Source organism: Candidatus Phytoplasma citri, assembly GCF_002009625.1.
Classification (GTDB): domain Bacteria; phylum Bacillota_I; class Bacilli_A; order Acholeplasmatales; family Acholeplasmataceae; genus Phytoplasma; species Phytoplasma citri.
The window spans coordinates 1-8,873 of sequence record NZ_MWKN01000055.1 but is presented as its reverse complement, the minus strand read 5'-3'; the positions used below and the strand labels follow the sequence as shown (position 1 = coordinate 8,873).

General features: G+C 25.4%; 7 protein-coding genes. All 7 read right to left on the bottom strand.

Annotation, left to right across the window (positions count from 1 at the left end):
* Nucleotides 1-363: 363 nt before the first annotated feature.
* The 7 genes from B2G44_RS01835 to rpsU all read right to left on the bottom strand — a co-directional run bounded on the left by B2G44_RS01835 (nt 364) and on the right by rpsU (nt 7,144).
* The gene (locus tag B2G44_RS01835; protein WP_078123143.1) at nt 364-780 is read right to left on the bottom strand and encodes a tRNA (adenine(22)-N(1))-methyltransferase TrmK; all 417 of its coding nucleotides are present in this window, start codon (nt 778-780) and stop codon (nt 364-366) included.
* A 2-nt stretch (nt 781-782) separates the two neighbouring features.
* Nucleotides 783-2,087 carry a sigma-70 family RNA polymerase sigma factor gene (locus tag B2G44_RS01830; protein WP_078123142.1) on the bottom strand — a complete coding sequence of 435 codons (1,305 nt, stop codon included), beginning with the start codon at nt 2,085-2,087 and terminating at the stop codon, nt 783-785.
* Nucleotides 2,065-3,981 (bottom strand): DNA primase, encoded by a 1,917-nt coding sequence (dnaG, locus tag B2G44_RS01825; RefSeq protein ID WP_143325109.1) that lies wholly within the window; start codon nt 3,979-3,981, stop codon nt 2,065-2,067. The genes B2G44_RS01830 and dnaG overlap by 23 nt, the downstream gene beginning before the upstream one ends.
* Nucleotides 3,982-4,033: 52 nt before the next feature.
* Nucleotides 4,034-5,395: a glycine--tRNA ligase gene (locus tag B2G44_RS01820; RefSeq protein ID WP_078123140.1), complete on the bottom strand. Its 1,362-nt coding sequence runs from the start codon at nt 5,393-5,395 to the stop codon at nt 4,034-4,036.
* Between the two features lie 19 nt (nt 5,396-5,414).
* Complete coding sequence (gene era, locus B2G44_RS01815) at nt 5,415-6,314, bottom strand: GTPase Era (protein WP_078123139.1); 900 nt, start codon at nt 6,312-6,314, stop codon at nt 5,415-5,417.
* Nucleotides 6,315-6,361: 47 nt separating this feature from the next.
* Nucleotides 6,362-6,778: an rRNA maturation RNase YbeY gene (gene ybeY, locus B2G44_RS01810; protein ID WP_078123138.1), complete on the bottom strand. Its 417-nt coding sequence runs from the start codon at nt 6,776-6,778 to the stop codon at nt 6,362-6,364.
* Between the two features lie 192 nt (nt 6,779-6,970).
* Nucleotides 6,971-7,144, bottom strand: coding sequence for a 30S ribosomal protein S21 (rpsU, locus tag B2G44_RS01805; protein ID WP_078123137.1), 174 nt, complete (start codon nt 7,142-7,144; stop codon nt 6,971-6,973).
* Nucleotides 7,145-8,873: the final 1,729 nt, after the last annotated feature.

The window sequence follows — 8,873 nt, the reverse complement described above, 5'->3', positions numbered from 1 at the left end:
TCTCCAAGTTACGCTAAATTTCTACCTTAATTCTTTAGGGGAAGTATCCTCTTCTTTAGCGAGGCTGATTCCAGGTTTTCTTTAGCTGATAAACTACTCAGTACTTAATATTTATACTAGTAGACTCTGGACTGTCCGTTTAAGCAACTTCCGGGACAGGTTATGCTATTACATCAATTTTCCTTCTTAGGCCATTTCAGGCTTCTCCATAGAATTATTCGGTGGCGGAATCATCTTGACTAATTTGCTTTCGTTGCAATCCGCTTTTATGGTCTGCTGTAATCTGACATTCTTTCGTTTGTTAGACCGACCATCTCCTTTCAGGTTTTATCGACCCTGGCTATTGGTTAGATAGCAGGAAATTTAGGCCTCTTTGGCGCCCTCAGAAAACACATAATGTTTTAAAATAATAAAATCATTCTTTTTTAACCAATCAAACAATAAATGTATTTTACTTTGGCAACCTAACAAACATGGTTTATTAATTGGAGCATTCTTTAATATATTTATAATTGTATAAGCTCCTAAGCCACAAATAATTGCTAAATCAAAATCTACAGAAATATTTTGAAAACCATCACTAACAAAAAATTGAACAGGATAATTTTCTAAATTTTTACGAGCTCGAGATAAAGCTTTAGAACTGATATCTACAGCAATTCCTTTACGGATATATCCTAAATCTAATGCTTTTTTTAATACTAATCCATGATCTGTACCGATATCAGCAACTGTATTATAATTTTTAATTAACGAAGCTATAAATAAAATTCTATTCATATTTATTTTCTATTGATATTTTTATATAAAATTTTTAATTTATTTTGCCTTGAAGGAGATCTTAAACGTCTTAAAGCTTTGGCTTCTATTTGGCGAATACGTTCACGTGTAACACCTAATTTAGCTCCAACTTCTTCTAAAGTGTGTACTCTATTATCTCCTTCTAAAATTCCATACCTCATTTTTAAAACAAGTTGTTCTCTAGGAGTTAAAGCTTCTTCTAATGATTCTTCTAAAGTTTTTTTTAAAGTTTCTTGTAACATATAATCATGAGGAGAAATAGCATTAGGGTCGCTAATAAAATCCCCTAAAGAAGAATCATCTTCATCACGAATAGATGTTTCTAAAGAAATAGTTTCTTTTTCAATCATTTGCAAATCATTAATTTTTTTTGTTTCTAAGTTCATAGCTTTAGCTATTTCATGATTTTCTGCCTTTCGAGCTAAATCTTGAGTTAATTTCCCCCTTAAACGTGAAATTTTATTTAAAATATCTGAAACATGAACTGGGCACCTGATAGTACGAGATTGATCGGCGACAGCTCTAGTAATAGCTTGTCGAATCCACCAAGTTGCATAAGTAGAAAATTTAAAACCTTTGGTATAATCAAATTTATCTACAGCCCTCATTAATCCCATATTTCCTTCTTGAATTAAATCTAAAAATTTAATTTTTCTACCTATATATAATTTAGCTACTGATACTACTAAACGATAATTAGCTTCAATTAATTTATTTTTTGCTATAACAGCTTTGTTAATTGATAATTGAAGTTGTTCTAATTCTTCGTTAGTTAGAGATATTAATTTATTTTTAAAATCTTCTAATTTTTGTTTAGCTTTTACGCCTTCGTAAACTAATTTAGAATTTTCTTTTTCTTTTTCTAAAGTTAATAAGGGTATTTGTCCGATTTCTTTCAAATACATTCTTACCGGATCATCAACTTTAATGGAATTAGCAATTTTTTTTAAATTAAGATCTTCTTGTATGTCTTCGGAACGAATAGTTTCAATATTAATATTTTCATCTTCTAAACCTTCTATATCTAATGTATCATAATCAGAATTTTCTAAATCACTTTGAGATTTTATTGGTCTAATACTTTTAGATATTTTTTTATTTATTAACTTACTATTAATTAAAAAAAATTTAATCATTTTTTTATAAATATTATTTACATCTTTTGTATTACAATTAAACCATTTTAATTCTCTTTTGAAAATATCAGCGAGAACTGTTTCACCTATTTTTTCGAATTGCAAAATTTTTTGTTTGTAGATTTTTTTAATTGTCATTTTTAGATTCATCACGAACTCCTATATTTTTTAACTTTAATAACTCTCTTTGTTTACGGGCTATTTCTAATAATATTAATTTTGTGAGATCATTATCTGTTTTGTTATTAGTTTTTATAATTTGTTCTGATAAATTTTGCAATTTATTTTTAAGAATTTTTAATTCTTGTCTCATTTGATCAATTAAATGCCTTTTTAAATAACAATAAAATTCGGTTAAATTTTCAGATTTTTGGATACGTATTTTTTTTTTAAATAAATAATTATTTTTAATTTCTAAAAATAAACCATAAATATCAAATTCTTTTGATAATTCTGATATAAAATCACCATAAATTTCCATAAAACGTTCTAAATCAATACCATCTTTTATTTCATTTTCTGACGCATCCTTTTGATAATAAATATCAATTTGGTCTATTAATTTTAAAATATTTATATCCGAAACTACATAATCATAAATATCGTGTTTAATTGATTTTAAATGTTCTGGATTTAATAAAATTTCAATTAAAATTTCTTTTTCTACAAGACTTACAATACTTTTAGTTGGTTTAGGAATTTCTTGGAAATAATTTTGACACATAAGTGTTTTATAATCTTGTAAATTCATAATTTTTGTATTATAAATATCATTAGCTATAAAAAGAGAATATTTTTTATAAATAATTCGAAAATAATCATTTTTAGTTTGTTCATCGTAATATTTAATTAAATTTAAAATATTTTTGTTTAAAATTGTTGTATCCAAACCTTTTTCTAAATATTTTTCGATCATATAAAAAACATAATCTTGAGAGTTTTGTAATAATTTTTCGTAATTAAAATATTTTTGATTATCCGGATTAGACCAAAATTCATCTGGATCTTGATTATCGGGCGGATGCCAAATAAAAACACGCATTTTATGTTTAATCAATAATTCAGCTGCTTTATATGTAGCTTCTATTCCCGGTTCATCGCCATCGAATGCAATTGTAATTTTATTTGTATTTTTTTTTAATAAAGTAATATGTTCTAAAGTTAATTTAGTTCCTAGAGTAGCAATAGTATTATAAATATTAACCTTATAAAAAGCTATAACATCAAAAATACCTTCGCATAAAATAACATTTTGTTTTTGCTTAATAAATTCAAGACTTTCAAATAAATTATATAATACATTAGTTTTTTTGAATAAAATAGTATTGTTATTGAATAAATATTTAATAATATTTGGATTATCTTTTAATGAACGACCAGTAAAACCTATAATTTTACCATTTGAATTCGTCAAAGGAAACATAATACGATCACGAAAAAAACTATAATATTCTTCGGAACTATTTTGCGATTTGCTAACTAAACCTAACGTTAACAAATCTTCTATTTTAAAACCTTTATGTAATAAATGATTTTGAAGAGCCTGAGGATGAACATGCGCGTAACCTAAATGAAATTTATTAATTAATTCTAAAGTTAATTTGCGTTTTTTTAATAAATAATCAGAAGCATAATGATCTTCAATATTATGTAAAATATATTGCAAAGCGCTTTTAAAAAAATCTTGAGTATATTCTAAAATACTTATTAATTTATTTTGTACATAATCTTGAGGTGTATTTAATATTTTTAAATTAAATTTATAATTTAATTCGTGCGCAGCTGATTCTAAAGTTATTTTTTTTAATTTAGCCCAAAAAGCTGTTGGACTTCCTCCTTCATGACAAGCCATACAAACAGCAATATTTTTTTCTGGAGAAACAGAAAAAGAAGGAGTTTTTTCTTCATGAAAAGGACATAAACTCATAAAATTTTTACCTTTTTTTTTTAAAGAAAGGCCTGCTGCTTGACTAACCAATTCGTAAATAGAAATTTTTTGATTAATTTGGTCAATAAATGATATTTTTTTTTTAATCTGATTCATATTATTTTTATTTATTATTTTCCAATCGAGATTAATTGAATAATTTATTAAGTTATTCAAAAGATATTTTATCAATTAAGTAATTTTTAAGATTTTTCAAAGGTATAAATTCTTGTTTTAAAGAATCTCGATCTCTTATAGATACAATATCTTGTTCTAAAGTTTGATGATCTATTGTACAACAATAAGGGGTGCCAATGGCATCTTGCCTTCTATATCTTTTACCAATACTTTTAGTTTCATCATAAATAACTTCAAAATAATTACATAAAAAACGTTGTATTTGTTTAGCTTTTTCTCGATGAATATTCTTAATTAAAGGCAAAACTGCTATTTTATAAGGAGCTAAAAACGGATGTATCTTGAATAAAATTCTTTCTGTTTGGTTTTCTAAAATCTCTTTTTGTAAACAATTTAACATAATAGCTAACAATAATCTTTCAACTCCTACAGAAGGTTCTACAACAAAAGGATAAAATTTATTACCTGTTTTTGGATCTAAATATCTTAAATCTATACCTGAATATTTATGGTGTTGTTTTAAATCAAAATCATTACGTACGGAAATGCCCCATAATTCATCAAAACCCCAAGGAAAATTAAATAAAATATCAGTAGTATTACTAGCGTAATGACTTAATTCCGTATGATGATAATCTTTAAATTTTAAATTTTCTTTTTTTAAACCTAAATTAAGTAAAAAATCATAAGTATACTTTTTCCAAAATTCAAACCACTTTAGAGTTTCTTCGGGATGATAAAAAAATTCTAATTCCATTTGTTCGAATTCACAAGTTCTAAAAATAAAATTTCCCGGAGTAATTTCATTCCGAAATGATTTACCAATCTGACCTATACCAAAAGGTATTTTTTTTCTAAAAGTATTTAAAATATTTTTAAAATTAACAAAAATGCCCTGACAAGTTTCTGGTCTCAAAAAAATTATATTATTTTGAGATGGAACTGAACCTTGATGACTTTGAAATAACAAATTAAACTGTTTAACATGAGACCAATTGGAAGTGCCTAAAAGACGATGGTTAATTAAATATTGTGTCATGGTTTCTAAAGACATTTCGTTAATATTCACATTCGGATTATGTTCTTTAATTAACTGATCCGCTCTATAACGTTTATTAGTATCCTTGTTTTCTGATAAAGGATCAGTAAAATTTTTAATATGTCCGGATGATTCCCAAATTTTTGGATTTAATATTATACAACTATCTAATAATAATGTATCTTCTCTTTCTTGGAAAAATTTTTTTTGCCAAGCTTTTTTAATATTTTGTTTTAACAAACACCCTAAAGGTCCGTAATCAAAAGTATTAGCTAAACCTCCATAAATTTCGCTTCCCGGGAAAATAAAACCATTTTGTTTTGCAAAACTAATTAACTCTTGTAAAGAAAACATTTACTTATCCTTTGCTTTTTTAATTAAAATTTAATGATATTCCAGTTTTTCTCAAATAATGAATATTATTACGCCATTTTTTTTCAACTTTAACCCATAAATCTAAATAAATTTTTTTATTCAAAATATATTCAATATCTTTACGAGCTTCAATTCCTATCTTTTTTAACATATTACCTTGATTACCTATTAATATTTTTTTTTGATTATTTTTTTCAATTAAAATAAGGGCAGAAATATTCATAATAGAAGAAGACTTGATAGGAGAAATATTTTCAATTAAAACAGTCGAAGCATGAGGGATTTCTTGATGCAAATAGTAAAGAATTTTTTCTCTAATAATTTCAGATATTAATTTATTTTGGTTTATATTTGTTTTAATACCAGGCGGATAATGAGTTTTTCCTTCGGGCAAAAATTCTAAAATATGTTTTTTCAAAATATTTATATTATTATTATGAATAGCTGATATAGGAATAACAGCATCAAAATGAAATTTTTGAACATAACTTAAGATAATTTTATCAATAATTATATTTTTATATAAATCCATTTTATTAACGACCAAAATAATTTTTTTATTATATTTTTTTATAATATCAAAAAAATTTTGTTCTTGATTATTTTGATAATATTCTTGATCCACTATCAATAAAATAACATCGGCTTCATTTAAACTTCTTAAAGTCACTTGATGCATCATTTTATTTAATAAATATTTGCGATTAAAATGTAAACCAGGAGTATCAATAAAAATAAATTGATAAGAAGATGAAGTATCAATACCGAGAATAGCGTCACGTGTAGTTTGAGATTTAGAACTAGTTATCGATATTTTTTGATTAATTAAATGATTAATAAGAGTAGATTTGCCTACATTAGCATTGCCAATGATAGAAATAAATCCTGATTTAAACAAAATATCCTCCTTTTTATTAAAAAAATAGTTTAAAAATTTTTTTAATTTTAATAATCAAAATGTAAATTATGCTTTTTTAAAATTTTTTGTTGTAAATCGATCATTTCGCACAATGATTCTTCCGTTTTATCATCATAACCTTTTAAATGTAAATAACCATGTAAAGCTAAAAAACTAACTTCTTGTATATCGGTAATATTATGTTTAATAGCTTGTTTAAAAGCTTGAGGCAAAGAAATTAAAATATCTCCTAATGAAATATCTTCAGTATAATCATTAAAAGCTAAAACATCAGTAGTATAGTTTTTTTTTAAATAAAAATTATTAATTTTTTTCATATAATCATCGTTAACAAAAATAATATTTATTTTTTTTCCTATATCCAAATCTTGAAATATTTTAATTAAAACAAGAATTAAATAATCAATTGCAAAATTAGTATTGTTTTCTATTTTAATATCCATAATTTAAATCTTATCCAAAATTAAAATTTGATAAATTTGTATAACAAAAAAGAAATTCAGAATTTGCTTTTATTTATTATCGCAAATTATATTTATTGCAATTTTAATAAATAAAAATAAAAACTGAAAAAATTTTTAATTTATCTAAATTTAATATCAAAAACATTTTTATCAAAATTAATATTTAATTTATTAACGTTTTTTTAATTGAAATTTTTTAGCACGCATTTTTCTGGCTACACTAGGTTTAATAAAAAATGCTTTTTGTCTAACTATAGCAGTAATACCAGATTTAGAAACTTCTCTTCTAAAACGTTTATATGCGTCTTCAATTTGTTCATTTTCTCTCGTAATAACTTTTGTCATATATACTCCTTTATATTTTAAATTTAATTATATTCATAATTCATTTATTAATTTAATTTTCTATTGTTTAAGTAAATCGTTTCATTTATACATGTGTATTAAAACAATTAAAATCATCTAATTAATGCGTTGTCTTATTATAACATAAATTATAACAAAAAAGATATAAAAATATAATAAAATCCATATTTTTTGTACATATCTATATTTATTTTATTTTGATTAAAACATACGGATAGATTATTTGCGTTTCTTTTATAGTTATCAAATATTATAAATAGCCTCCATCCAAAAGATGCGAGCAAGTTTCCCAGCACACATCTTTCCCTAATTTATCCCTTATCAAGGTTTAACAAGGTTTAACTTTGTGTTAACACTGGTTAAATGTTTATTCTTGACCTTTTGTTCTTTTCTGATATTCTTATATTGTTTTATCCATCACCCTTCTCCAGTTAGGTTCAGATATGATGAATTTCAAGGGCTTGATTTTCAGACTGGCAAACTTCACATTTTTGTGCTGTTAGCCTGTCAGTTAATCTGATTCATCCCGGGAAGAGATTAGAATTGATAACTATTTCGGTTATTTCTCCTTTTTAGTTTCTCATCCTTTTAATTTTCTCTCAGGAGAAGTTGTCCCATGATGATTTGTACTTACTGACTTTCAGACCTAAATCTTCTGTCAACCGTTGAATAACTAGTTTTTTTGATTCCTTTTGCTTTATCTCTCTCCCCTTTTACAATAATAATAAAATCATCAGCATATCTTATGTATTCTACACAAAGATTTGAGTTGAGGTTCAAGCAACTGTTCATTTTATCCCTTGCTTTATAGAGCTTTATTTTTTAGCTCTAATATACTTGGGATTCGTTTTTAAACTGTGGTTTTCCGGCTTTAACTAATTCCCCTAATTTCTTGTCCGGATGATCTAAATAGATATATTTGTAAAGCATATTACCGAGGATATCATGGTTAATTGTGTCAAAAGCCTTCAATTTTAATCTTAATCAAATATTCAATAACCTTTTAAATCTTTTTTGTATCCGCTTTATGGCGTCCAAACCTGATTTATTGAGTCTAAATCCAAAACTCCACTCCGAAAATTTATTCTCAAATTAGGGAGTTAATAATTGTTCAAAGGCTTTTTAGATGATTCTATCTTACGTGGTAGGGATTCCGAGTGGTCTGGTTTTATCCTTTCCTTTCGGAATGTGAACTCTTTAAAACGGTTTTGGTTTATATAGGTCGTTAACGTATTTTCGGTGATATTCCTTGATTTTGTTTAATTTCATATCGTTTATTGTTCTTCCCTCTATTCCAGGTGTTCCGCCCCCCCATTATTAGAGGTAAACTGATTAAACGTGTGATAGGTATTAGTTAAGTTGTTCATTCCCTATTTGAGTTCTTGTTTTAACGGAAGTTGTTTTAAAGATTGGTCATTAATTTTATTCATTGTCCGAAAAAGCTTCGATTTCAATAGTTCAAAATCCTCCATAGCTTCCGCAGTCCCAATTAATAAATAGTAAATTACTTTCTTCTTTCTCCCTATAAGAGTAATTAACTCTCTATCTTGGTAAGCTGATTAACTAAATTATTCCAAATTTTACGATTACGACTACTAAGAAGATGCTTTATTCTTGACTATCCGAGCTTTTATTTCCGGATTAGTAAACTTAATTACTTAGTTTTTAGAATTCTCCAAGTTACCGTAAATTTCGACCTTAATTCCTT

What these genes read in the sequence shown, in the direction of transcription:
- B2G44_RS01835 (WP_078123143.1), bottom strand. Translation starts at nt 780, where the DNA reads ATGAATAGAATTTTATTTATAGCTTCGTTAATTAAAAATTATAATACA.
- B2G44_RS01830 (WP_078123142.1), bottom strand. Translation starts at nt 2,087, where the DNA reads ATGAATCTAAAAATGACAATTAAAAAAATCTACAAACAAAAAATTTTG.
- dnaG (WP_143325109.1), bottom strand. Translation starts at nt 3,981, where the DNA reads ATGAATCAGATTAAAAAAAAAATATCATTTATTGACCAAATTAATCAA.
- B2G44_RS01820 (WP_078123140.1), bottom strand. Translation starts at nt 5,395, where the DNA reads ATGTTTTCTTTACAAGAGTTAATTAGTTTTGCAAAACAAAATGGTTTT.
- ybeY (WP_078123138.1), bottom strand. Translation starts at nt 6,778, where the DNA reads ATGGATATTAAAATAGAAAACAATACTAATTTTGCAATTGATTATTTA.
- rpsU (WP_078123137.1), bottom strand. Translation starts at nt 7,144, where the DNA reads ATGACAAAAGTTATTACGAGAGAAAATGAACAAATTGAAGACGCATAT.